Raw genomic sequence first — 24,003 nt, forward strand, 5'->3', positions numbered from 1 at the left:
CCGGGGCCTGCGAGGCGCCTTGCACCGCGTATCCATGCATGGCGTGGATCTACCACAGCGTCTCCGCAAACTGATGGATCCGCACCATCCGTGGACGCAGCATTTCCAGTAGGTCCACGCCATGCGGGGATAGGCGCATCGATGGGGTCAGAGCCCTTTCCTTCGGAAAGGGATCCGACCCCGGGGCTCAGACCCCGGGCTCAGTTGCCCAGCTTCTTCTGCCGCGCACGCTCGCGCGCAGCGCGCTCATCGTCGCGCAGGCTCGGCCAGGCGGCGTGCAGGTACTGCAGGCCCGACCACAGGGTCAGCACGGCGGCAATGGCCAGGGTCCAGTCGCCGATATGGAACACCGGCCAGCCCATCCAGATGTCTTCCACCGGCACGTTCGGGGCCACCGAATACAGCAGGCACAACAGCGCGACCATCTGCGCGGTGGTCTTGACCTTGCCGATCATCGCCACGCGCACCTTCGCGCGCTGGCCCAGCTCGGCCATCCATTCGCGCAGCGCCGACACCGCGATCTCGCGGCCGACGATGACCGCCGCCCAGAACGCCATCCACGGCGTCGGATGACCCTGCACGATCAGGAACAGCGCCACCGCCACCATCAGCTTGTCCGCGACCGGGTCGAGGAAGGCGCCAAAGGCCGACTCCAGCTGGTAACGGCGTGCGATCCAGCCATCGAGCCAGTCGGTGATCGCGGCCAGGCCGAAGATCGCCGCCGAAGCGAAGTTGGTCCAGGTGTAGGGCAGGTAGAACACCAGCACCAGCACCGGGATCATCACGATCCGCAACAACGTCAGCCAGGTGGGCAGGGTCAACTTCATGCTTGCGTGCTTCTCTCTCTACTCGGCCGCATCAGGCGTGGCCAACCCGTGCAGGTTAGCGTAGATACGTGCCGCGAGGGCGTCATTGATGCCTTCCACCTTGGCGATCTCGGCTTCGCCAGCGGCTTTCAGGCCCACCAGGCCGCCGAAATGCTTGAGCAGGCTGGCGCGGCGGCGCGGCCCGATGCCGGGGATATCCTCCAGCTTGCTGGTCATCCGCGCCTTCTGGCGGCGCCCCCTGTGGCCGGTGATGGCGAAGCGATGCGCCTCGTCGCGCACCTGCTGGATGAACTGCAGCGCCGGGCTGGCCGCGCCCGGGCGCAGCTCGCGGCCATCGGGCATCACCAGCGCTTCGTGGCCGGCACGGCGCTCCACGCCCTTGGCCACGCCCACCAGCAGCACGCCTTCCACGCCCAGATCGGCCAGTGCGGCCTGGGCCTGCGACAGCTGGCCGGCGCCACCGTCGATCAGCAGCACGTCCGGCAGCACGCCCTGCTCTTCCACTGCGCGGCGGAAACGGCGGTCGATGGCCTGGCGCATGGCGGCGTAGTCGTCGCCCGGCTCGATGCCGCTGATGTTGAAACGGCGGTACTGCGCGCGCACCGGGCCGGCGGCGTCGAACACCACGCACGAGGCTACGGTGGCCTCGCCCAGGGTGTGGCTGATATCAAAACACTCGACACGCTTGACCGGCTCGGCCAGGCCCAGCATCTCGCGCAGCGCATCGCTGCGCGCGTGCTGCGCATTGCGGCTGTTGAGTTCGGTGGCCAGGGTCAGCTGCGCGTTGCGGCTGGCCAATTCCACATAGCCGGCGCGCTCGCCGCGCACGTTCCACTTCAGCTGCACCTTGCGCTCGGCCGAGGCCGACAGCGCGGCGACCAGCAGGTCGGCGTCGGGAATCTCGCGGTCCAGCAGGATCTCGCGCGGCGGCTCGAATTCGATGTAGTACTGCGAGACGAAGGCGGCAAGCACCTCTTCCGGGCTTTCCTCGCCATTGGTGCGCGGGAAGAACGGGCGGGTACCGAGGTTGCGGCCATCACGGAAGGCCAGCAGCAGCACGCAGGCCTGCGAGCCCTGCATGGCCACGGCCAGCACATCGAGGTCCGCGGCGCGGCCATCCACGTACTGGCGGGTCTGCATGCTGCGCAGCGAGGAGATCAGGTCGCGCAGGCGCGCGGCCTGCTCGAACTCCAGCGCCTCGCTGGCGGCCTGCATCTGCTCGCCCAGTTCGCGGGTCAGCTCGTCACTCTTGCCTTCCAGGAACAGGGCGGCGCGGCGCACCGACTCGGCGTACTCCGGCGCCGGGACCAGCTCCACGCACGGCGCGCTGCAACGCCCGATCTGGTATTGCAGGCACGGCCGCGAGCGGTTGCGGAACACGCTGTCCTCGCAGCTGCGCAGCTTGAACAGCTTGTGCATCAGGTTCAGCGTCTCGCGCACGGCGGTGACGCCGGGATACGGCCCGAAGTAGCGCCCGGGAATGGCACGCGGACCACGATGCAGCGCGATGCGTGGCCAGTCCTCGCGGGTCAGCAGCACATGCGGATAGGTCTTGTCATCGCGCAGTGAGACGTTGTAGCGCGGCGACAGCGATTTGATCAGCTGGTTTTCCAGCAGCAACGCCTCGGCTTCCGAGCGCGTCACGGTCACGTCCATGCGCGTGATCTGCGAGATCATCGACATGATCCGCGCGTTCTTCGGGCTGCCGTTGAAATAGCTGCCGACACGGTTGCGCAGCGCGCGCGCCTTGCCCACGTACAGCAGGGTGTCGTCGGCGGCGTACATGCGGTACACGCCAGGGGCGGTGCTGAGCTGGGCCGCGAAGGCCTTGCCGTCGAAGGCCGGGGCGGGAACGTCGGTCATTCGCTGATCGGGACTTCGCTGAGCACGCCGCTGTCGGGGTCGAATCGCAGCACGGCGTGGGCGTCGGTCTCCGCGATCCACACCGCCCCGGCGCCCACCGCCAGCCCGGCCGGGCCATGCAGGCGGCGCGGCAGCGGCTGGGTGGTCAACTCACCGCCGCCCAGGCGCAGCGTGCGCAGGCGGCCATTGCCGCTATCGGCAATCCACAGCAGCGGCGCCTCCGGGCTCAGCGCAATGGCCTGCGGGAACTGCAGGCTGGCCTGCGCGCGCGGGCCGTCTTCGCTGCCGAAGCGCCAGGGCCCCTGTCCGACCAGCGTCTGCACCAGGTCGCCGCGCAGTTGCAGTGCACGGATCGAGGATCCCAAGGCGTCGGCGACGTACAACACCTGCTGCACCACGGCCAGCGCAGTCGGTTGGGCAAAGGCAGCCAGGTGGCCGCTGCCGTCGCGCTCGTCGATGGAACCACTGCCGGCGCGCCATTGCAGGCTGCGCTGGCCCAGGTGGTAGCTCCAGATGCGGTTGTCGCCGGCCATCGCGATGTGCAGCTGGTTGTCGGCGATGGCCAGGCCGACAGGATGGTCCAGCGAGACCTGCCGCGCCTGCGCCACCGGACCTTCCATCGGCGCACCGGGACGTCCGTTGCCACACAGCGTGTCGACGATGCCGGTCAGCAGGTTGATGCGGCGCACCGCATGGTTGCCGGTGTCGGCGACGTACAGCGAATCGCGCTCCAGCACCAGCGCCTGCGGGCGGTGGAACGCCGCTTCGGCCAGGTTGCCGTCCATGAAATCGGCGGTACCGAGGCCGAACTGGCGCAGGATGCGGCCGCCATGGCTGCATTCGAGAATGCGGTGGTGGCCACTGTCGGCGATGTACAGGCGTTCGGTGCTGACCGCCAGGCCCAGCGGGAACCGCAGCGCCTGGCGTGGTTCCGGATGCAGTTCGCTGCCGCCGCGCGGCGGCGCCGAAGGCGCGCCCTGGCACAGCGTGTTCAGGGCGCGCTCCAGTTCACCGGGTGCTCCCTGCCCGACCAGCCGCTGCTGCTCGCGACCCTGCGCGTCCAGCAGCACCACGGTCGGCCAGGCGGTAACGCCGAAGCGGCGCCAGCCATCCCAATCGGCATCGAGCAGTACGGGCATGGCCAGACCCTGGCGGCGCAGCAGCTTCAGTGCGGCACTGGCGTCGCGCTCGAAATCGAAGCGCGGCACCTGCAGCACCAGCGGCTGCAGCTTGCCGGGGTGGCGCGACAGCCATTGGCCGAACTCGGCCAGGCGTTGCGCACTCCAGGCCGAGGCCGCATTGACGAACAGCAGCGCGACCGGCCGGCCGCGCAGTTCGGTCAGGGTGCAAGGGGTGGCATTGAGCCAGGTGGCGAACTCGGGCAGGTCCGGGACGGGCTGGACGTTCATGACCCGATTATGCCGGAGTCGGCGTCATGCAACAGTCGTGCCACCGCACGTTTTGCCGCATCGTCGACCAGCGACCAGACCTGTTCGAAATGATCGCTGCCGCCGGTGTAGGGGTCGGGGATGGCTACCTGCCCCTGAACGCCCGACCAGGGCAGGTACAACGCCAGCCGTTCACGCTGGGCCGCCGATGCCAGGCGCCCGGCATCACGCAGGTTGGCCTCGTCGGCACACAGGATCCAGTCGAAACGGTCGAAATCCACGTCCTGCAGCTGGCGTGCGCGCAGGCCGCCGATGTCCACGCCGTGCCCGGCCGCGCAGGCGATCGCGCGGCGGTCCGGCGGCTCGCCCACGTGCCAGTCGCCGGTGCCAGCCGAATCGACCTGCACCCGCCCGGCCAGCGGCGAGGCGTCCAGGCGTGCGCGCAGCGCCCCTTCGGCCATCGGCGAACGGCAGATGTTGCCCAGGCAGACGAGCAGCAGCCTCATCGCGCGGTCGTCGCCTGCAGCAACGCCTCGGCCCGTTCCAGGTCCTCGGGCGTGTCGATGCCCGGCGGGAACGGTTCGGGCGAGATCGCCACGCTGATCGGGTAGCCTGCCTCCAGCACGCGCAGCTGCTCCAGCGATTCGACCTGCTCCAGCTGGCCCGGCGGCATCGCCGCAAACTGCTGCAGGAAACCTGCACGGTAACCGTAGATGCCGATGTGGCGCAGCCAGGCATGGCCTTCCGGCAGCGTGTCGCGGCTGCGTGCGAAGCCGTCGCGGTGCCAGGCGATCGGCGCGCGGCTGAAGTACATCGCCTCGTTGCGCACGTTGCGCACCAGCTTCACCACGTTCGGGTCGAACAGGGTGTGCGCGTCCTCGACGGTCGTGGCGAGAGTCGACATCGTCGCAGTGCCTGCGACCAGCGCATCGGCCACCGCACGGATACCGGCCGCCGGTGCGAACGGTTCGTCGCCCTGCAGGTTGACCACCACCGTGTCATCGGCCCAGCCGGCAATGCGTGCGCATTCGGCCAGGCGATCAGTGCCGGAGGCGTGCGTGGTCGCGGTCATCGCCACCTTCACTTCGGCCAGCCCGGACAGCGCATCGGCAATGCGCTGATCGTCGGTCGCTACCCAGACTTCACGGGCACCGGCCTGCAGCGCGCGGCGCGCCACATGCAGCACCAGCGGCTCGCCGCCCAGCGGGCGCAACGGCTTGCCCGGCAGCCGCGAGGCGGCATAGCGGGCCGGAATGGCGACGACGAATTCAGTCATGCAGGCGGTACTCGGCAGGCTCGTTACAACGGGAATGCGGGCAGCAGCGCGTGAATGCAAGCGCCGCCGCGCCACTCAGTTCGGCCGCAGCTTGTCCAGGCGATCGGTCAGCGCCACCCAGAACGCCGCGGGCAACTCGGCGCGCAACGGAACCGCGTAGTGCCAGTCGTTGCCGAACGCACGGCATTTCACCGCGTCCTTCTCGGTCATCAATACCGGCAGCTGGCTGCCGAAGGACAGGTCCTGCGGCTGGTAGGCCTGGTGGTCGGCGAACGCATGCGGCACCACGCCGATCCCGCGCGCGCGCAACATGTCGAAGAAGCGCTGGGGATGGGCAATGCCGGCCACCGCATGCACGCGCTGGCCCTTGAAGTACGCCAGCGGGCGAGCGCGGCCACCGGCCAGCGGCTGTGCACTGTCGATGTGCAGCGCCATCGGCCACTGGCCGAAGCCACAGGCCTGCGCTGCGGTTTCCTCATCGGCCTGGCCGAGGTTGACCACCCGGAAATCGCATTCGCTGGCGCGGCTGACCGGCTCGCGCAACGGCCCGGCCGGAATCATCCGGCCATTGCCGTAGCGACGCTGCGCATCGACCACTTCGATCTCGATGTCGCGCGCCAGGCGGTAATGCTGCAGGCCATCGTCGCAGACGATCACATCGCAGCCGGCCTCGATCAGCGCCTTGCCGGCGGCGACACGGTCGCGGTCCACGCGCACCGGCACACCGGTCTTCCAGGCGATCAGCACCGGCTCGTCACCGCCCTTGGCAGTTGGCGTATCGGCCTGCACCCACAGCGGCTTGTCGGCGTCTTCGCGACCATAACCACGGCTGGCCACGCCCGGCTTCCAGCCGGCCGCGCGCAGGCGCTCGACCAGGGCAATGGTCAGCGGCGTCTTGCCGGTACCACCGGCGGTGATGTTGCCGACCACGATGACCGGCACCGGCAGCGAGTGGCGCTTGCGCCAGCCACGCCGATAGGCGCGCCGGCGCAGCGCGGTGACACCTGCGTACAGCGGCGCCAGCAGGCGCATCGTCCACGGAACGGGGCTGCCGTCGTACCAGTACGCCGGGGTCTGGGTACCCTTGCCGGCCATCAGTCCTGCCTTTCGCGGAACTGCATGCTGTGCAGATGCTGGTAAAGGCCGCCCAGTTCGAGCAGCTCCTTGTGGGTGCCACGTTCAACGATGCGGCCATGGTCCATCACCAGCACCTGGTCGGCATGCTCGATGGTCGACAGGCGGTGCGCGATGACCAGCGTGGTGCGTTCCGGCATCAGGCGCTGCAGCGCATCCTGCACCAGGCGCTCGGATTCGTTGTCCAGCGCCGCAGTGGCTTCGTCGAGGATCAGGATCGGCGCGTCGCGCAGGATCGCGCGGGCAATCGCCAGGCGCTGGCGCTGGCCACCGGACAGCAGCGCGCCATTCTCGCCGACCGGGGTCTGCAGCTGCTGCGGCATGCGTGCGATGAACTCCCAGGCATTGGCCGCTTCGGCCGCCGCACGGATCTGCTCATCGGTCGCCTCCATGCCGTAGGCGATGTTGGCCGCGATGGTGTCATCGAACAGCATCACCTTCTGCCCGACGATCGCCACCTGCCGGCGCAGGTCGGCCAGCGGATAGTCATCCAGGGCCACGCCATCGAGGGTGATGACGCCGCCACTGGGCTCGTAGAAGCGCGGAACCAGCCGGATCAGGCTGGTCTTGCCGCTGCCGGAACGGCCGACGATGGCCGTCACCGTGCCCGGCCTGGCAACGAAACTGATGTCGTCCAGGGCAATGCCGCTGTCTTCGCGGTAGCGCAGCATGACGTGGTCGAACGCCAGTTCGCCGCGCACGCGCTGCACGCGGTGCTGGCCCTCATCACGCTCCACCGGCATGTCGAGGATGCCGAACAGGCGCTCGGCGGCGGAGACGCCGCGCGAAATCGAGGTCTGTACGCTGGTCAGTCGGCGCAGCGAGGGAATGATGGCCATCATCGAGGTCATCAGGCCCATGAACTGGCCGGCATTGAGGCGGCCGGCCAGGGCTTCGCGGGTCGACACCCAGACGATCACCGCCAGCGCCAGTGCGGCCAGGAACTGCACCACGCTGGACGCGGCGGCGCGGGTGACCTCGACCTTCATGTTCAGCGCCAGCATGCGGTTGGCCAGGCGCGAGTAGCGCGAGATCTCATGCTGCTGGGTGCCGTGCACCTTCACTTCCTGCTGCGCGGCCAGCGACTGCTCGGCAGTCTGCGCCATCGTGCCCATGCCGTCCTGGATGCCGCGGCTGATGCGACGGTAGCGCTTGCCCACGTAGGACACGATGCCGCCGATCAGCGGCACCACCAGCAGCATCGCCAGGGTCACCTTGACGCTCATCTGCAGCATCACTGCCAGCATCGCGATGATGGTGAGGGTATCGGCGACCACGGTCTTCAGCGCGTCGGCACTGGCCTGGGTGACCTGTTCCGTATCGAAGTTGAGGCGGCTGACCATTACCGGCGTCGCTTCGGTATCGAAGTGCGACGACGGCAGGTGCAGGTACTTCTGCAGCACCTGCTCACGCAGGTCGCGGACCACGCTGCGGCCGGTCTTGGCCAGCGTGTAGTCGCTGACCCAGGTGGCCAGGCTGCGCATCAGGAACAGGCCGAGGATGGTCAGCGGCAGCACCACGGCCGCGCGCGGCTGCGGATCGACGAAACCTTCGTTGACCAGCGGCTCCATCAGCTTGGTGAAGTGGTAGCCGGCGAGGGCTTCGACCACCATGGCGATGACCGCGCCGACCATGAACACCCAGTAGGTGCGGGTGTAGCCCAGCAGACGTTTGTAGATCGGCCACACCGGCGCGTGATGGGAACTCATGGACGCACCTCTGGCGCAGTTGCAATGGCGATACGACGGAAACCGAGCTGACCGAGCGCGTCCTGCGCAGTCACCACGGCCTGGTAGGGAGTACGCGCGTCGGCGCGCAGCAGCACGGGCTGGCTGCGATCACTGCCGGCGACGGCGGCGATGGTCTGCTTGACGGACTCGACATCGCTGCGCAGCACTTCCTGGTCATTGATGAAATAACGGCCTTCGGCGTTGATCAGCACGCTGAGCGAACGCGGCGGTTCGTTGTTGGGCTGCTGGCTGGCGGTGGGCAGCTGCACCTGCAACGTCGAGCGCGCATCGAAGGTGGTGGTGACCACGAAGAAGATGATCAGCACCAGGATGACGTCGATCAGCGGGACCAGATCGATATGCGGCTCATCCTGGGCTCGGTCATTGCCGATACGCATCGATCAGGCCTTCGCCGCAGCGGCGTTGGCCGGGCGCGCCGACGGGGACGGGTTCATCACCCCCGGGCGGCCGTCGAGCGTATCCAGCAGGGCGCTGGCCTCCTGTTCCATCTCCACCACGTAGCCGTGGATGCGGCCCTTGAAGTAGCGATGGAACATCAGTGCCGGGATGGCCACGATCATGCCGGTGGCGGTGCACACCAGGGCCTTGCCGATGCCACCGGCCAGCTGGTTCACATCACCCACGCCATGGTCGAGGATGCCCAGGAACATCTGGATCATGCCGATCACGGTGCCGAGCAGGCCCAGCAGCGGGCCAGCCGAAGCGATGGTGCCCAGCGCGTTGAGGAACCGCTCCATGCGGTGCACCAGGTGACGGCCGGTATCCTCGATGCGCTCGCGGATCTGGTCGCGCGGGCGGTTGCGGGCTTCCAGCGCGGCCGCCAGCAGCGCGCCCAGCGGCGAGTTGGCACGCAGGGTCTGCAGGTGCGCCGGGTCAAGCTTGCCGCGCGCGGCCCAGTTGCGCACTTCCTGGCCGAGGCCGGGCGGCAGCACCTCCGTTCGCCGCAGAGACCAGAAACGCTCCAGGATGATCGCCAAAGCCAGTACGCCCAACAGCAGCAGCGGCACCATCGGCCAGCCACCGGCCTTGACCAGTTCCCACACGTTTCAACCCTCCGGCCCAACGGCCGCTTGTTCGATCGGCGATAGGATAGCAGCCGACCGCGCCCGCCCAGCGGCATCCCACCACCGGGATGCATGGATGCGCTGTTCACGCAGCTGCAGCCCTTGTGCGCCAAGCCATACGCGGATCGCCCCGGACTCCGCAGTGGACACCACCTCGGCGCCCTGCGCCTGCCAGCGCCGGACCACGTCCTTGCGCGGGTGGCCGAAACGGTTCTGGTGGCCGGCCGAGACCAATGCCAGCCGGGCTGACACCGCCGCCACCCAGGGCGCGCTGGAGCTGCCGCCACTGCCATGGTGCGGCACCAGCACCACATCCGCCTTCAGCGCCGCCGCAGACGCCCGCAACAGCGCCTGTTCGGCCGGACGGCCGATGTCCCCCGGCAACAGGACCACGCCATGGGCACCGGCCACGCGCAGCACGCAGCTGTCTTCGTTTTCGGCCCGCTGGCTGCCGGCATCCGGGTGCAGCACCTGGAAATCGACGCCATCCCAGTGCCAGCGCAGGCCGCGCTGGCAACGGCCGGCCCCGGCGATCGTACTTCCCGGCGGCGCCAGCAATGGCAGCCCCGGCAGCTGAAGACGCAGGCTCGGCAGGTTGCCGGCATGATCGAGATCGTCGTGGCTGAGCAGCACCCGCTCGGGCGGCGCCTGGCCCAGGGCCCGCAGTGACGGAACCAGGACCCGCTCGCTGCCCTCGCCCCCGTTCGGCGGCCCCACGTCGTACCAGAGGGCATGCCGCGCAGTACGCAGCAACACCGCCGTGCCCTGGCCGACGTCATGCACCAGCAGCTCCAGCTCCCCCTCGGCCGGGCGCTCACGCGCCGGCCACAGCAGCGGCAGGCACAGCAGCAGGCCAGCCAGCCAGCCCCCGGCCCCCCGTGGCAGCAGCCACCAGAACACCCCCAGCAGCGCCGCCGGCACCGCCCAGGCCGGCGCCTCGGCCAGCCACCACATCGCCTGCGGGTGCGCCGCCAGTGGCTGCAGGGCCTGCCAGCTGATCTCGAACAGCCACGCCGCCGCGCGCCACGCCCAGCACCCAGCGCCGTCGTGCAGCGCCTGCAGGGCGGTACCCAGCAGCGACAGGGGCACCACCAGCAATGTCCACCACGGGATGACCGGCAGGTTCACCAGCGGCCCCAGCCAGGCGGTGCCACCGAACAAGGCGATGCCCAGCGGCAACAGGCCGACGCTGGCCACCCCTTGTGCGGCCAGGAACCCGCGCAGGTTGGCGGCCACCCCGCGCGGACGTCCCTGCGGCAAGCACCACACCAGCCACAGTACGCCGCCGAAGCTGAGCCAGAAGCCCGCTGACAGCACCGACAGGGGCGCCGGCAGCAGCAGCGCCAGCGCCGCCAGCGCAAGCCCCTGCACGAGACCGAGCGGGCGCCGCCCGCTGCGCGCCAGGGCCACCAGCCCGATCATCAGTGCCGTGCGCACAGTCGGCAACTCACCACCGGCCAGCACCGCATAGCCCGCTGCGGACAGCGCCGCGGCGCAGGCCGCCGCCTGTGGACGTGGCCAATGCCGGGCCAGCAGGGGGCACAGCCACCACAGCCCTCGGCACAGCAACGCCCCCAGCCCCGCCACCACCCCGACATGAAATCCGGAAATGGCCACCAGATGGGTCAGCCCCAGCGCCCGCAGCTGATCCCAATCGGTGTCGGACAGGCCACGCGTGTCGCCCAGGGCGAGCGCCTGCACGAAGCGGGCGGCCGGATGGGCCACTTGCATCGCGATGGCGGCGCTGGTGCGCTCACGCCATGCCGGCAGGCCATGTCCGGCCTGCAGCTCACGCGCGCTGGCCGGCGCCCTCACCGTTCCAGTGCCGGCTACGCCACGCAGCAGCGCATGACGCTCACTGTCAAAACCCCCGGGATTGATCCGCGAGCGAGGGGCCCGCACACGCAGCGCCAGCTGCCACTGCGCACCGGCCAGGACCTGCCTGCGCCGCCTCTCGGCAGCGGCGCTGGACCTGCCTTGCCAGCCGTCGTTCCAGGTGACCTGCAGGCGCTTGCCGCGCAGCGATGGCAGTTCGCGGCTCTCGCTGACCTGCAGCAGGAAGCGGGTGTGCGCGGCCCGATGATCCGGCAGATCGATGACCCGGCCACTGACCACTACATCCCGAGCCGGTTGGCCCGGTGGCAGCTGGTCCTGCATTGCCCAGTGCGCGTGCATCGACGTCCATCCGGCACCGAGCAGCATGACCGCCGGCAGGCGCCCCCGCCATCGCAGGCCCCACCCGGCCATGCCAAGCACGATCATCACCGTGCAGACCCACAGCGGCGGCAGCTGCGACAGCTGCACGCAGCCCAACGCCCCCAGTGTGAGCGCCCCAGCGGTGCCACTGCCCAGCAAGGGAGACGGGGAGCGCTCGATGGCCATGAGGCCAGCCTGCCGCTGCCGGCGGCAGGTTGCCTATCGGGACTTGCCCCGCAAACGCGTCAGCGCCGCGCGCTGCCGCGATGGAAATTGACCCGGAAGCTTGCGCCGCCGCCCGCGGCCTCACCGACACTGACCGAGCCGCCATGGTGCTGCACGATCTCCTTCACCAGGTGCAGGCCAAGGCCACTGCCGCTGCCCGCCGCGCGCAGGCGATGGAACGGCTCGAAGATCGCCTCGCGGTCGCCTACTGGAATGCCCGCGCCCTGGTCGCTGACTTCCAGCAACCCGCGCGTGTCCAACCGCACACAGATGGTGCCACGGCCACCACCATGCACGATCGCGTTGTGTACCAGATTGGCAATCACCCGCCCCAGCGCCAGGCTGTCACCGTGGATCCACACCGGCGCTTCCGGCGCGTTCACTTCGAATCCATAGCCGGCGCCCACCACCAACGGCGCCAGGTCCGCGGCTGCCTCACGCACCAGCAGGGCCAGGTCCAGCCGCTGCAATGCGCCGACATTGCGGTCAAGCCGCTGCAGATCAAGCAGGTGCTCGGCAACATTGCCCAGCCGCGCCACGTCGGTCAGCAACTGCGATTTCAGCTCGCCCTGCGGCAGCTGCGACAGGCGCGCCTGCACCACGGCGATCGGCACGCGCAGCTCGTGCGCTGCGTCGGCAAGGAACTTGTCGCGCGCGGCGTAGCCCTGCTGCACCTTGTCGATGGCATCGTTGAACGCTTCCACCAGCGGCGCCACTTCCGTGGAGACCAGCCGCGCATCCAGCCGCGCACCGGGCTGGCCGATGTCCAGCTCCTTGGCCTGCTGCGCGGAACGGCGCACACCGCGCATGGCACGGTGGATCACGGTCGGCATCACCAGCAGGGTGACCACGATCAGTGGCAGGAAGAACCACAGGCCGATCAGGCGCAGCACCATCAGCGCACCGTCCAGCAGCCCGCCCTTGGGTGCTCCACCGACCATCACGGTGATGCGGCGCCCATCCTCGTTGCGGATCATCACCCGCGCCACGTCCAGGTAGGGCGGTACCAGCGAACCCAGCTCGGTGGCACCCACGGTCGGCAGCCGCGCGAGCATCGGCGCGTGGATCGCGGGGATGGTGCCGCGCTCGAGCCACATGCCCTTGTCGTCCACCGCGGCGAACCAGAGATTTCCCCCGGCGTTGGCATCGAGCTTGTCCCAGCGCGCCTGGTCCAGCACCAGGCGGCCGTCTTCGCTGTGCACCGCCTTGGCCACCGCCTCGGCAACGAACATGTCCATGCCCCAGGAGTCCTTGTCTCCCCAGGTCAGGATCAGCGCGACCACCGCGAACAGTACGGTGAAGGCCTGCGCCAGGAACAGGCGCCAGGCCAGGCCAAGGGTGATCGAACGGATCGGACGGGCCATCTCAGGCCTCCGCCAGCAGGTAGCCGACGCCCCGTATCACGTGGATCTCGACGCCGGCACCGGCCTGCTGCAGCGCCTTGCGCAGCTTGGAGATGTGCGCGTCGAGCGCATTGGACTGGATCTCATCGTCGAAGCCGTACACCGCAGCCTCCAACGCACTGCGGGTGACCGTGCGCCCCTGCCGCATCGCCAATGCCTGCAGCACCAGTACCTGCCGACGTGGCAGCGCCAGAGGCTGGCCCTCCACCTGCGCCTGCAGCGATTCGAAATCGAACTCGAGCCGCCCCAGCCGCAGGCTCGGTGTCACCATCGCCGAAGGCCTGCGCGATACCGCGCGGATGCGCGCCATCAGTTCCTCGATCGCCACCGGCTTGACCAGATAGTCGTCGGCACCGACGTCCAGGCCTTCGACCTTGTCCGACAGCGTGCCCTTGGCGGTCAGCATGATCACCGCCAGGTTCGGCCGCAGCGCACGCGCCGTCGCGACGAATCCGGCGCCATCGCCATCGGGCAGCTGGCGATCGAGCAGCAGCAGCTGGTGCACCGGTTCGCGCAACGCGAGCGCGGCCTCGGCCAGGCTGCCGACCACGTCGGCGACCACGCCCTGCCGCTCCAGGCCCGATTGCAGGGCGCGGGACAGATCAGGATCGTCTTCGACCAGGAGGATGCGCATCAGGAACTCGTCTGCCGGAAACGCTGCCGATCATAGTGCCTGGCGCCAGGGTTTTGCGCCCATGCGTGCCGATCACGCGGGCGCAATGTTCTGACAATGTTGCCCCCTCACCATGCGCAGCCATCCTCCGCAACGTGGCTGATCGATGCCTTCGCTGTCCCCGACCCTGCTGCGCCCGCTGCTGTTCACCGCTGCCCTCGGCGCGCCGTTGCTCGCCCACGCTGCCGAGCAGAACCCGGGCGTACAGGCCGGCATCAGCGCTGGCGCGACCTCCGGTGCGTACGCGCACTACGACGTCAAACCGCTGGTGGTACCGGCCATTGCCTGGCAGGGCGAGCGCTTCTTCGCCAGCCCCGGCTCGCTGGGCATGTACCTCTACAAGGGCCAGGGACTGCGCCTGTCGGCGGCGGTCACGCCCTACACGCTGCGCTTCAAGACCGACGACGTGAACGATGCTCAGCTGCGCCGCCTGCACAGCCGGCAGATGTCGGCCATGGCCGGCATCAACGGCGAGTACAGCGCCGACTGGGGCATGGTCGAGGCCAGCGTGATGCGCGAAGTGACCGGCCATGGCGGCGGTTTCGAGTCGCGCCTGCATTACAGCTACCCGATCCAGGCGGGTCGCTTCACCTGGGTGCCGCGGGCGGGCGTGGTGCACTCCAGTGCACGGCTGCTCGACTACTACTACGGCATCAGCGATGAAGAAGCCCTGCGCTCGGGCCTTGCCGCCTACCGCCCCGGCAGCACCACGTCGCCGAGCCTGCAGATCGCGGTCAGCACGCCACTGGGCACGAAATGGCGCGCCACCGGCGTGGTGGCCAACCAGTGGTTCGGTGATGCAGTGAAGGACAGCCCGATGGCACGACGTGGCACGCAGACGTCGGCCTTCGTTTCCCTGATGCGCTCGTTCTGAGCGAGCGCCCCCTACGGACAAGGACCCCCATGGCCTCCGTCTCCTCCGCCACCGAAGCCCACGCGATCCTGCGCGCGCCCGACCTGGACAGCGCCGAGCGCGTCTATCTGGGACTGATGCCCGACCTCGAACATGTGAATGCACTGGCACGCCGTGCAGTGGGCCTGTCACGCGTTGCGGACGCGGCACGCGGCTATGCGTTGTCGATGACCCTGGTTGGACTGCGCCTGCAGGAACTGGAGATGGGCGAGCCGACGGCCAGGGAACACCGCCAGGCAACCCTGCGCAGCCTGCGCCAGGCCTTCAGCGCCTGACGGCACATGCACGGACACTGCCGCCGCACCCTTGCCGCGGCACCCGTATTCACTGCATCAGCAGCCACGCCCACGCGGTAGCGTCGCTCAGCGCAGCGTGGTCCAGGCCAGCAGCGCGCACAGGATCGCCACCCAGATCACTGCCTTGAACGTGCCTTCCAGCATGTTGCCGCCGAACAGGCGTTCCAGGAACGGATTGGGCCTGGACACCGGGACGTGATCGCTCATGCGGCAGCTCTTTGAAGTGACGGCGCGGTTGCGCGGTAGCGCCGAGTCTACGCCTGCGCGTCCCGGATTCATCGCCGCCTGCCCGCCTTTGGCGGCGCAATCCCCGTCTTCGTCGCAGGCCGGCTGCGGTGCCCGGCCGGCCATGCCAGCCTGCACGCACTTTCCCGCTGGAGCACCGTGCCATGCCGATGCTTGCCCTGGTCCTGCTGTTCTCCAGCCTGTTCGGCGACGGCAGCGGGCCCACCGAGGATGCCCTGCGCAGCCAGATCCTGCGCACCGAAGGACCGCAGGACACGCATGAAGCGCTGCCCCTGCAGCTCTATCACCTGCGCCAGGACCGCGTGCTGCGCCTGGGCAGCCAGCAACTGGCAGGCGACCATGGCGGCAGCCCGCATGCTGCGCTGGCCCGGGCAGGTGTAGCGCAGCTGTGGGAACGCGTCGATGGCCACTGGCGGATCCAGCGTTCGATCACCATCACCCACTGATTTCACGCCACTGAACCTGCAGGAATGTGGCTTCGCGGGAACGCCGGGATCCTGCCCCCTGGAACGAAAAAAGCCGACCCCAGGGCCGGCTTTCATCGTTTCCACCGCTTCACCGGCAACGCCGGGAACAGGTGGTGGGCGGTACAGGGTTCGAACTGTGACCTCTACCATGTCAAGGAAGTTTAAACAACTGTAGTTTCAACATGTTGCGAATAAAATGGCAATTATTGGGACAATTATGGGACAGTGGCGTAGGGACCATCTCGAAGCGCGGCGACAAGCAATGGCAAGCAAAGGTTCGGGTCAAGGGCTATCCATCAATGTCCAGGACGTTTGACTACGAAGCCGACGCTGAAAAGTGGGTCCAGGCGACCGAGCGGGAACTACAGACATCTGGCTTTGTGGATCGGCGCGAGGCCGAGAAGACCACTCTTGCCACTGTCTTGACGCGCTACGCGAGGGAAGTCACCCCAACCAAGAAGAGCATGGCAATGGAAGCCGTCAAGATCGGCATCTTCCTCAAAGACCCAGTTCTCCCATTCCTCAAAATGTCGGCGATCACAAGCGCAGCGCTGGCCGAATGGCGTGATCGCCGATCCAAGAAGGTTGGGCCGGCTTCGATCCTGCGCGAGCTCGGCATCTTGTCTGCAGTCCTGAACCATGCGCGTCGTGAATGGGGCATCCACATCGAGAACCCGATCCGCTACGTGAAACGCCCCACGGCGCCGCGGACGCGAGAGCGACGCTTGAGTACCGATGAAGAACGCTATCTGATTGATGCGCTCCAAACTACTGAGCGCTCCCAGGGGAACAGCTACGGCAAAGGAATTGCCAGAAAAATCCTTGGCTTGCTCCTCTAGTCCGCTTGGCGATCGAGACCGCCATGCGACGGGGCGAGCTGCTTTCGCTTGCCTGGGAGCACGTCGACCTCAAGCGACAGGTTGCACATCTACCTGACACCAAGAATGGGGATCCCCGTGATGTGCCGCTATCGAAAGAGGCTCTGAAGATCCTTCAGGGGCTTCCTCGAAACCTCGCTGGGTCAGTGTTCCCAACCACCGCGGAGGCGATCAAGCAAGGCTTTTCGTGGGCACTGAAGCACGCCCGTGCAAGCTACTTCCAAGATTGCGAGGAAGCTCAGCGGAGGCCATCTCCGAATTTCCTAGAGGATGTGCACTTCCACGACCTTCGCCACGAAGCTGCCTCACGCCTCGCAGAAAAACTCCCCAACCTCATCGAGCTTTCATCTGCCACTGGACACAGGGACCTGCGGATGCTCAAGCGTTATTACCATCCCAGAGCCGAGGATCTGGCGAAGAAGCTCGGCTGATAGCCGATGCGATCAAGGAAGGCGGTCATCAGGTCGCGGGCATGCTAACGAGCGTGTACTCGCTAACGACCGCGCCCAGCAAGTTAGCCGCCGGGAGTGCAAGGAAGGGCCATAGCGGGCCACTGAAGCGCCCCAGTCGCCGGCGGGAGTTCCCCCGCCACCCCCGCACGCCTGGAAACTCAGGCGCTAAGCGCTGCACGAGCTTGTCGCTATACCGCCGGCGCTATTTCTACTACCTCGGGCACCACCGCCTGCGCTAGCGCGATTCCTTCGTTCGGATACACCTGCGGGAAGCGATCGTTCTCGCGACACCATTTCGAAGCTGGCGGCGACAACCACTCAGTCAGCTCCAAGATCTCATTGTGGCGCTTGCGCAGGTTCCAGCCAAGAATCGGTTCGTGATGCGCGATGCGGTTGCGCAGGAGGCGGATTCGCGTCAGCGGCCCAGAAAAGCTTTTCCTCTTTAGCCCCTTGGGCGCAGTAGGATCAGCGATTCGATGGAGGGTCTGCTGCCACAGCGTTTCGTAGTCCTTGTTGAACATTGTCGTCCAGAAGCTGAAAGTGAGGCTCGCGACCACGCGGCCCGCCGTCACGGGCTTGTCCGCTCCGACTAGTTCTTGGATGGCCTTGGAGATCTGCTCGGACTGATGGGAAGCGAGAAGGATGCCAGCCTCGTCGCTATACCACTCCTCGCCCTTGGCATCGGCGAGGACGGTGTGAATGCGGTTGCGCAACGCCACCTCAAGCGTCTGCAAGGGTGTGTACAGGCTTTCGGATAGGCGAGTATTGTGCCCGTACAGGGCGATGGCCCGGCCACGGTCGCCCGCCGCCCAAGCCAAGTAGCGGCCAAAGCGTTCCAGGGACAGTGCTTCCTCAAAATTCTCGTGACTCATCTTCCTGAACCCCTCCGCCTAGACCGATTGCAAACCCCTAGCCCGTGGGGTAAGGTACTTCCGTACACCCCGGTACCGTCTCTGCCCACAAGGCACGCGGCCGGGGTATTTTTTTACTTTGATTTCGACTTCGCCTTCAGGCCGCCTGGCTTTTGGAGTTGGGTCTTCCGCTCAGCCCGCTCCTGCCTTTCTTGCGCAAACTCGGGTTCCAGTGCCTGCACTTTGGCGACCAAGCCACTCAGGTCGTAGATGTTGCTGTTCCAGTCGCCTGCAGCGGTCCTGCGTTGCTGGCGCTGTACGAGCTTGGCTTCCTCAAGCTCCCGGATGTTGTTCTGAATGGTTTTCTCGGTGCAGCCGATGCGCTGCGCCAGCTCCTTTTTGGTCGGGAAGGGCTTACGCGCTGGCTCAAACCAGTAGTCAAGCAACTGGATGCAGATGTTCATCTGCATGGGGTTCAGGCCCAGCCGACGTTGGCCTCGGATCAAAATGGAAGGGATGCCAGCGTAGCCATGGCTATATACGGCCTTGCCCCAGATCTTCTCCGTGGACGAGAGCTGTTTACCCGGCTTGGGGAACTCGATGATTTCGGCTTCAGACTTTTGGTTAGGCATGGCGGCCACCTCAATGCAGTTGAGACGAAGGTACGGCCGCCGGCTACCTGCTTCAATAGGTCCGGGCGATGGGGGTGGGGAAAACGGAGCCCCCACCCGTATACACGGTGTTCCGCTCGTTCCGCCATGACGCTACACGGTCAACGGTTCTTCTGTGGTCGTGTCTCGCCCCCACCTGGGTATTCCAGCTTCCCTACCGGTAGGGCACTGAACTTCCATACCAAGCGATAACCGTGCCCCGCAACGACATGCATGACGCTTTCAGGGCCCTGGCTGCGGCGCTACATGCGAGGCAAACACGGGGAAGATCTTCGCTTGCGCCGCGTAGCGCAAGACGAACGCTTGTGGTGCAGCGAGGACGATATCGAAGTCTTCGTACACGCCATACCGTTGGTCACGATCCAGTGGGCAGCCCAAGCCCACTACTCGCGGCGAGGAGGGCTTAGGAGCCTTCGTGTTCGTGCGCACCGACGGGCGAAATGTTCGAGCCTGAAGCTCAACTTGAGTACGCGGACTTAGGAGTAGCCTTCTAGAATTCTCCAAGCCTTCTGATATGTAGCTCCCGCAGGGCCTACCGCGCGCCTCCAGTCCGCACCGGTCAGACCATTGAGAGTGGTGCGAATAGACTTGAGCCCACCTTCGACGCGCTGCCTCGACAAATAGTCTGAAAGGGGCTGGGCAGCATTTCTCGGAACGCCCAAGAGGCGGAGGTCGATCGCCATATCCGAGTTCACGCCGTAGAAGATGCGTGACGGAAGGTTCCGGAAGTGCTTCTGCTCAGCCTCGCTCATCCCATCGAGCGCGTCGCCAATCGTCAGGCTCTGGATCGCGGAGAGACCCCAGGATGCCGTTGAGGTAAGGCGGCCGTAGACCAGCCGGCAAGCCTTGGAGATCGCTGCAGTCGGGTCATCGTCATCGCCCGAGAAATAGGCCTCTGCCAGATCAGGAAGCGACGCGCCTTTCACCCAGTCTTTTACGATACGGGCCAGCATGTCGCCATTGCCGCGGCCGCCGCCCGTAACCTCAGCAAGGTCTTGACGCAGCTCCGGGATTCTGAACAGGACGCCGAACGTACGCTCAAGAGTCGTGTCGTTGTCGGTGAATAGACGCTCTGCGTCCCACGAATCTGCACGGATCCCCGCATCCCGCACACCAGCCAACGCCAAGCTGACGCTCTCCCAAGAGAACCCCGTGCTGTCGACGAGGGCCAACGGCTTGCCGCGGATGATGGCGGCATAATCGTTGACGGCGGCGACTAAGCGATTGGCAAGGGCATGATCCTCGCGCCGGAGCGCCTGAAAACCGAAACTTCCGCGGAGAACCTGTTCGATCTGGCTGGCGAACGCAGTGTGATTGCCGATCTGACGGTAGGTGTGGGCGAGATACTGAAGGAAAGCGGACCATTCCTTAATTTGATAGAGGGCGTGCAACTCCAGCTGGGGAGCCTGTTCAACCGCACGCCGCACCATAGCGACCAGCGTGGAGTTGAGGTGAGACACGTTCCGTCGAACGTACTCACTTAGGACTTCGGCCCTCTCAGCGTTGGTGGCGGCAAGCGCCACGATCCCGGTTCCGGCCTGATCCGAGCGCCCTGCGCGGCCTGCCAGATTCCAGAAGTCCTCAGCCGGCATATTCTCGCCATAGGGGTACTGATGCGACGCCATCACGACGCCCGTGACGGGGAAGTTCAGGCCCTGAGCGATAGTGGTCGTCGCTACCAACGTATCGAGCTCTCCCTTCTCCATCAGCCATTCCATCAGGACTCGTGTATCGTCCGACAGTCCGCTGTGATGCAGGCCGATGCGTTTCTTAAGCAGTCCAATGAGTTCGAACTCTTCGCCGAACTCCTGCGCGACGAAGTCAGCGACGAACTGAATGTTAGCGTCGCCTCTGGCGCCGAGTCGGCGGTCTCGCTCGACAGCCTTTTCCGACAGGGCCGGGTCATCGGCCAGCAAGCGAGCGATTGGCCATGTGTGCGGGACCTTTCCCGCAACCACGATTATTGGCCCCCTGCGGTTTAGGCAGGCCGCAGTGACCGCCGCGACGTTTGACTGAGAGGAGTGGACACCAGACCAGGTCAATCCGAGTTCCCGTCCCTCGCAAAGCGACAGCACACCATCGACCTCGATCGTCGAACGTGAGGTACTTACTGTCTTGAGAGACAGCGTGAACGCGCCGCGGCCCTCGGCCCTCTCCGGCTGAGCTATGACAATGGCGCGGTCGTTGGGCTGCCAGTCGAAATGCACTGACATGTCGGCGTGACTGTCTGGCGACAGCCAACGCGCGACCTCGTCGCCGTTCTCGATGAAGGGTGTCATCAGAAGGAACTGCGAGTTTCGGCACTCGCGGTTAATCGTCGCCAGTAGTAGTTCAAGCTTCAGACCACGATCGCCGCTGGAAATATTATGGGCCTCGTCGACCACCACCAGTGTGAGGGGGCGGCCAATCTTAGTTTCCCAGCCGCCCCGCAACAGAAGATCGACCTTTTCTGGTGTTCCGACAAGAATGCGGAACGCCGCCGCCGGGTCGGCTTCCACGAGCAGTTCGGCTTCCACACCGTCGATGTCGAGCGCGGGGCTGACACGCTCGACTACGATGCCAAGCGGGGCGAAGTCGCGGCGCAGGCGTGCGCAGATCTGATTCACAAGTGCGCGCGTGGGGGCGACATAAGCAACCCATCCACGATCCGCATCGAATTGATTCAGGGCCTGCAGAATGCGGAACTGAGCGATGAAGGTCTTGCCGCTAGACGTCGGCAAACTAAGCACGATCGCGCGGGCACCCGTCGTCAGCAGTCCCTGATCGCGAAGCGTGATCCGCTGAGGCGGCAGCATCTCAAACACCGGCCGGTCCCGGCTTCGGTTGACGAACCCTTCGACAAAGCGACTGATCCGGCTGCTGGTCCCTCTTGTGACTGTCCAGATGCTATTGGCGACCATGCGCTCAGCGGTCGCGGCTAGCAGACGAACGGTGGCGTGGAGCTGCACGAGCTCGGCTCGTTCGCAGGCGGTCAGACTGCGATCGAACTGAGCTTGGAGCTGCTCGCGGACATCGAAGCCGCCGGCCACTGAGCCTTGCGCGGAGTACATAGCAAGGATCTCGGCCGCCTTGGAGAGGTGATAGGACGCGATCAGGCGCCATGCCTCGAGCCTCGGGCTTTCCGACGCTTCCAGATAAGTCGTCTCCGCGATCCGCTGCGCCTCACGCAGCACAACTACCTCCGCGAGGAGAGCATCCAAGTCGGCCCAGCCATCCTTGCGCATCAGCAACAGCCACAGACGATTGACATTCACGCGAACGCGTTCACCCCAATCCGCCTCCGCATCGAGTGTTTCGGGGAGCGGCGAAGCACGCAGGAACCGCGCGACATCGGGGGTGCGGTCGCCAAGAATTCCGTAGCAGGCTGTATGGAGGAGGTGTAGCGTTTCGTCGTCGGCTGCGGCGATGTCAGTCGCTCTCAGAGTTTCGAATGCGAGTTCAGACGCCTTGCGCAACTCATCGGACGCATTTGGGGTTTCCAGCAATGTGTGTACGGCCAATGCGTACGCATTGGCGATGAAGTGATATTCGGGAGACGGCTGCGGTCGCTCGAAACCCAGATCAGAAAGAAGATGCGCTCCGACAGCCTGCTCGGCTAGTCGCCGTCGATTGTCCCCCAGCGCCTCGTAGAACCAAGCGCTCATGCTGCGGTGGACGCAATATCGACCCAGTCCGCGATCGGGCGCGGCGTGTACCAGGCGTCGAGGCGAATTCGAGGCTGAATCGGTCCAGCGCCAAACGCTTGTCCACGGGTTCGAAGATCATCCTGGTGGGCGACGGTGTCGCGAAGGAGTACGCCGATTATCGCGAAATCCTTTCCCCCGGAGTTGAGATAGCGCTCGGTGGCAGTAAGAAAGCGAGCGCGCAAGTCGTCGGTTGTGCAGCGTGCGTTGAGCCACTTCATAAGGGTGAAATGATGGCTCTGGGCCGTGGCAAGCGTATCGATCTGATGAGCCAGCCCGCTGCGCCCGTTCATGACGCCGGGAGGCGTTGCAGCATGAGACGATGTTTTGACCTCTCCGAACAGGAAGGTGGTTTCATCGCCCTCGCCGAGAAAGCCGACGATGTCGGCACCAGGCAGGGAGGCCTTAGGCGTCTTTCGATCTCGGTTCTCGTTCCACGGCCATACCGCGCCCACTTCGTCACTAAGAAGGCACTCCGCCATAGCCTCACCGACCTCCCAGTCTTGAGGCGTGACGACTGAATTGAGCAACGATTCTAGTGTCTGCGTCGCCATGTCAGTCGTCGCGAGCGCCTGAAGATCCTGGACCAGGTCGACCTCGAACTCGGCGTCGTTGACCCGTTCCCACACCGGCCCACGCAAATAGACGTCGAATTCGTCCGCGTCGTCAATCTTCACCCCGCGCCAGCATTGGGTGACGCCAGCGGCAGGATAGGCCTGAGTGATACCAAAAGCGAGTGGCATGCCCCCCCCCCTATCGCGCGACGGACATGCATTGTATAACATCACGGCTGCAACAATGGGCTGAGGGAGCGAAAATGGCCAGAAGCATACCGGTCTCGATCGGAGGGATCGATTTTCCGCGCAAGGGAGACGCCCTTGAGTATTTGCGCGTGATGCTCTGGCATTACTCCCCCGGCGATCGCGTGTCGGAAGACCACACGGCTTTTCTGAAGGCCGCACTTCCACGTCATCCAGAGGCAGACGAGAAGATCGGAGCAGGAATAGATCACTTCTTGGTACGTAGTGATGAATACGGGAAGCAGTGCTTTTGGGTGGTGCGGACTGATAATACAACCGACCGTTTCTCGTACAAAAGTTTGGTCTGACAGGGTGCGCGTACTGAATCGCGTAGGGTGACACCTCGCAGCCATAAACTATGGCTTAGGCGGAAATTGTGCGTGTCCAATTAGTGCGTCATGTCCAGCTGGGCGAGCGTGGGTAATCGACGGTTCTTCGGCCCACGAGGGCAAGTGCGCCTTCATGGCACGAGGACGATTGGAGGGCGGCTCATTGGCCGCCTAAGGAAACTCGTCCTAGCGCCGCGATAAGGGCTGTCAACGCGTTTCCGAAGACGAGTGCCGCGACGATAGGGAGGATGAGCCCCGGCCAAGGTCTTGGCCGCTTGCCCCCGCGTGCCCATGCTACAAGCTGTTCAACTCGCAGGCCGACGTAGAACCCAAGTATGGTGAACAGGAACCAGCCGACGTAACTCGCCAAAGGGATCTGAAGCTTAGTTCCGGCAACCTGGATGGCGGCAACGACGATTGCCCATTCAATGATCTGAAATACCTCCTTAGTAAAGACTCTGAATTGCCAGATCAAGGGCGCAGCCCGACCAGCGGCCTGTACTCACTACGGAGGTTGTACGGCCTACGCCCTACAACCTCCTCGTTCGCCCTGCGGGGCTGGCGACCTCTACGAGGCCACCAGGATCACAAGCAAACAAAGGCCGACCGAGATCGGA

The 24,003-nt window shown here is 65.9% G+C and carries 23 protein-coding genes; 6 read left to right on the forward strand and 17 right to left on the reverse strand.

Annotated features, from left to right (window positions below):
* Nucleotides 1-200 precede the first annotated feature (200 nt).
* The 12 genes from pgsA to AC5P53_RS10055 form a co-directional block, all read right to left on the reverse strand.
* A complete protein-coding gene (pgsA, locus tag AC5P53_RS10000) occupies nt 201-827 on the reverse strand; it encodes a CDP-diacylglycerol--glycerol-3-phosphate 3-phosphatidyltransferase (RefSeq protein WP_012510614.1) in 627 nt (208 codons plus the stop codon).
* Between the two features lie 18 nt (nt 828-845).
* Nucleotides 846-2,690, reverse strand: a complete 1,845-nt coding sequence (uvrC, locus tag AC5P53_RS10005) for an excinuclease ABC subunit UvrC (protein ID WP_014646611.1) — start codon at nt 2,688-2,690, stop codon at nt 846-848.
* On the reverse strand, nt 2,687-4,099 hold the full coding sequence (locus AC5P53_RS10010) for a hypothetical protein (protein ID WP_241886663.1): 1,413 nt from the start codon (nt 4,097-4,099) through the stop codon (nt 2,687-2,689). The genes uvrC and AC5P53_RS10010 overlap by 4 nt, the downstream gene beginning before the upstream one ends.
* Nucleotides 4,096-4,584, reverse strand: a complete 489-nt coding sequence (locus AC5P53_RS10015) for a low molecular weight protein-tyrosine-phosphatase (protein WP_241886662.1) — start codon at nt 4,582-4,584, stop codon at nt 4,096-4,098. The genes AC5P53_RS10010 and AC5P53_RS10015 overlap by 4 nt, the downstream gene beginning before the upstream one ends.
* Entirely contained in the window at nt 4,581-5,354 is a 774-nt protein-coding gene (kdsB, locus tag AC5P53_RS10020) for a 3-deoxy-manno-octulosonate cytidylyltransferase (RefSeq protein WP_241886661.1), read from the reverse strand. Before kdsB ends, AC5P53_RS10015 begins: the two co-directional genes overlap by 4 nt.
* A 75-nt stretch (nt 5,355-5,429) precedes the next feature.
* On the reverse strand, nt 5,430-6,449 hold the full coding sequence (gene lpxK, locus AC5P53_RS10025) for a tetraacyldisaccharide 4'-kinase (RefSeq protein WP_032960871.1): 1,020 nt from the start codon (nt 6,447-6,449) through the stop codon (nt 5,430-5,432).
* Nucleotides 6,449-8,197 carry a lipid A export permease/ATP-binding protein MsbA gene (msbA, locus tag AC5P53_RS10030; RefSeq protein ID WP_014646606.1) on the reverse strand — a complete coding sequence of 583 codons (1,749 nt, stop codon included), beginning with the start codon at nt 8,195-8,197 and terminating at the stop codon, nt 6,449-6,451. The genes lpxK and msbA overlap by 1 nt, the downstream gene beginning before the upstream one ends.
* Nucleotides 8,194-8,616: an ExbD/TolR family protein gene (locus tag AC5P53_RS10035; RefSeq protein ID WP_134808688.1), complete on the reverse strand. Its 423-nt coding sequence runs from the start codon at nt 8,614-8,616 to the stop codon at nt 8,194-8,196. Before AC5P53_RS10035 ends, msbA begins: the two co-directional genes overlap by 4 nt.
* Before the next feature lie 3 nt (nt 8,617-8,619).
* Nucleotides 8,620-9,282 carry a MotA/TolQ/ExbB proton channel family protein gene (locus AC5P53_RS10040; protein ID WP_014646605.1) on the reverse strand — a complete coding sequence of 221 codons (663 nt, stop codon included), beginning with the start codon at nt 9,280-9,282 and terminating at the stop codon, nt 8,620-8,622.
* Nucleotides 9,283-9,285: 3 nt separating this feature from the next.
* Entirely contained in the window at nt 9,286-11,685 is a 2,400-nt protein-coding gene (locus tag AC5P53_RS10045; RefSeq protein WP_495227335.1) for a DNA internalization-related competence protein ComEC/Rec2, read from the reverse strand.
* A gap of 59 nt (nt 11,686-11,744) precedes the next feature.
* Nucleotides 11,745-13,088, reverse strand: a complete 1,344-nt coding sequence (locus AC5P53_RS10050) for a sensor histidine kinase (RefSeq protein WP_495227336.1) — start codon at nt 13,086-13,088, stop codon at nt 11,745-11,747.
* 1 nt (nt 13,089) lies between these two features.
* Nucleotides 13,090-13,761 (reverse strand): response regulator transcription factor, encoded by a 672-nt coding sequence (locus AC5P53_RS10055; protein ID WP_005415973.1) that lies wholly within the window; start codon nt 13,759-13,761, stop codon nt 13,090-13,092.
* Between the two features lie 145 nt (nt 13,762-13,906).
* Here AC5P53_RS10055 and AC5P53_RS10060 point away from each other — a divergent pair, with 145 nt between their 5' ends.
* Both AC5P53_RS10060 and AC5P53_RS10065 read left to right on the forward strand, forming a co-directional pair.
* A complete protein-coding gene (locus AC5P53_RS10060) occupies nt 13,907-14,674 on the forward strand; it encodes a MipA/OmpV family protein (protein WP_053494941.1) in 768 nt (255 codons plus the stop codon).
* A gap of 29 nt (nt 14,675-14,703) precedes the next feature.
* Nucleotides 14,704-14,988, forward strand: a complete 285-nt coding sequence (locus AC5P53_RS10065) for a hypothetical protein (protein WP_014646601.1) — start codon at nt 14,704-14,706, stop codon at nt 14,986-14,988.
* A gap of 87 nt (nt 14,989-15,075) precedes the next feature.
* On the opposite strand, the gene AC5P53_RS10070 is transcribed toward AC5P53_RS10065, so the two are convergent.
* On the reverse strand, nt 15,076-15,216 hold the full coding sequence (locus tag AC5P53_RS10070; protein WP_162838510.1) for a hypothetical protein: 141 nt from the start codon (nt 15,214-15,216) through the stop codon (nt 15,076-15,078).
* A gap of 182 nt (nt 15,217-15,398) precedes the next feature.
* Here AC5P53_RS10070 and AC5P53_RS10075 point away from each other — a divergent pair, with 182 nt between their 5' ends.
* The 3 genes from AC5P53_RS10075 to AC5P53_RS10085 all read left to right on the forward strand — a co-directional run bounded on the left by AC5P53_RS10075 (nt 15,399) and on the right by AC5P53_RS10085 (nt 17,031).
* Nucleotides 15,399-15,701 carry a hypothetical protein gene (locus AC5P53_RS10075; protein ID WP_046429817.1) on the forward strand — a complete coding sequence of 101 codons (303 nt, stop codon included), beginning with the start codon at nt 15,399-15,401 and terminating at the stop codon, nt 15,699-15,701.
* A gap of 203 nt (nt 15,702-15,904) precedes the next feature.
* The gene (locus tag AC5P53_RS10080; RefSeq protein ID WP_495227337.1) at nt 15,905-16,561 is read left to right on the forward strand and encodes a site-specific integrase; all 657 of its coding nucleotides are present in this window, start codon (nt 15,905-15,907) and stop codon (nt 16,559-16,561) included.
* Nucleotides 16,562-16,566: 5 nt separating this feature from the next.
* Nucleotides 16,567-17,031 (forward strand): site-specific integrase, encoded by a 465-nt coding sequence (locus tag AC5P53_RS10085; protein ID WP_495227338.1) that lies wholly within the window; start codon nt 16,567-16,569, stop codon nt 17,029-17,031.
* A gap of 209 nt (nt 17,032-17,240) precedes the next feature.
* On the opposite strand, the gene AC5P53_RS10090 is transcribed toward AC5P53_RS10085, so the two are convergent.
* From AC5P53_RS10090 to AC5P53_RS10105, 4 genes are all read right to left on the reverse strand, one after another.
* On the reverse strand, nt 17,241-17,924 hold the full coding sequence (locus tag AC5P53_RS10090) for an Abi family protein (RefSeq protein WP_495227339.1): 684 nt from the start codon (nt 17,922-17,924) through the stop codon (nt 17,241-17,243).
* Between the two features lie 113 nt (nt 17,925-18,037).
* A complete protein-coding gene (locus AC5P53_RS10095) occupies nt 18,038-18,535 on the reverse strand; it encodes a helix-turn-helix domain-containing protein (protein WP_495227341.1) in 498 nt (165 codons plus the stop codon).
* 515 nt (nt 18,536-19,050) lie between these two features.
* On the reverse strand, nt 19,051-22,218 hold the full coding sequence (locus AC5P53_RS10100) for a DEAD/DEAH box helicase (RefSeq protein WP_495227342.1): 3,168 nt from the start codon (nt 22,216-22,218) through the stop codon (nt 19,051-19,053).
* Nucleotides 22,215-23,000: a hypothetical protein gene (locus tag AC5P53_RS10105; RefSeq protein WP_495227343.1), complete on the reverse strand. Its 786-nt coding sequence runs from the start codon at nt 22,998-23,000 to the stop codon at nt 22,215-22,217. The genes AC5P53_RS10100 and AC5P53_RS10105 overlap by 4 nt, the downstream gene beginning before the upstream one ends.
* 74 nt (nt 23,001-23,074) lie before the next feature.
* Here AC5P53_RS10105 and AC5P53_RS10110 point away from each other — a divergent pair, with 74 nt between their 5' ends.
* Entirely contained in the window at nt 23,075-23,365 is a 291-nt protein-coding gene (locus tag AC5P53_RS10110; RefSeq protein WP_495227345.1) for a DCL family protein, read from the forward strand.
* Nucleotides 23,366-24,003 lie beyond the last annotated feature (638 nt).

Source organism: Stenotrophomonas sp. YJH_SMC_82, from assembly GCF_059368875.1.